Source organism: Salinimicrobium oceani, from assembly GCF_012037645.1.
Genome location: NZ_JAAVJR010000631.1, coordinates 1 through 450, shown reverse-complemented (window position 1 = coordinate 450; position 450 = coordinate 1). Strand labels below are relative to the sequence as shown.

Genomic DNA, 450 nt, shown 5'->3' with positions numbered 1-450 from the left:
GAAAATGTTTTCTGCACTGGTTTCTTTAACCAGGAATTGCACCCCGCGAAGAAGGTCTTTTTTGTTGCTATCTGTTTGTGTACTCATTTTTATTTAATATTATTATTTGAAATTGGTAAATTGAGTCAAGAATCAAGAGTCAAGACTTTTTGTCTAGACCATCAATGAAACCAGAGATCATTTTTTGCAGATCCTGGATTTTTGTTTCTAATTCCTGAAAATGTTTCTCACTAATATATTTCTCGTTATAAGCAACGATTAACTGCGTTTCCCATTCAAAAGCAGAACCCAGACTACTGTCTAAATACTGAGAAAAATGCTTATCAGTTTTTTTACTTGTCCCTTCGGCAATATTTGAAGGAATAGAAACTGCACATCTTATGAGTTGGGTAACCAAATTATATTTTTCTATTTAGGGAAATGTTCGCACCATTTTATAAGTGACCTGGA

The 450-nt window shown here is 33.3% G+C and carries 1 protein-coding gene; it reads right to left on the bottom strand.

Features of this window, described 5'->3' with window-relative positions; genetic code table 11:
- Window positions 1–139 precede the first annotated feature (139 nt).
- Window positions 140–397, bottom strand: a complete 258-nt coding sequence (locus HC175_RS18605; protein ID WP_235942683.1) for a four helix bundle protein — start codon at window positions 395–397, stop codon at window positions 140–142.
- Window positions 398–450: the final 53 nt, after the last annotated feature.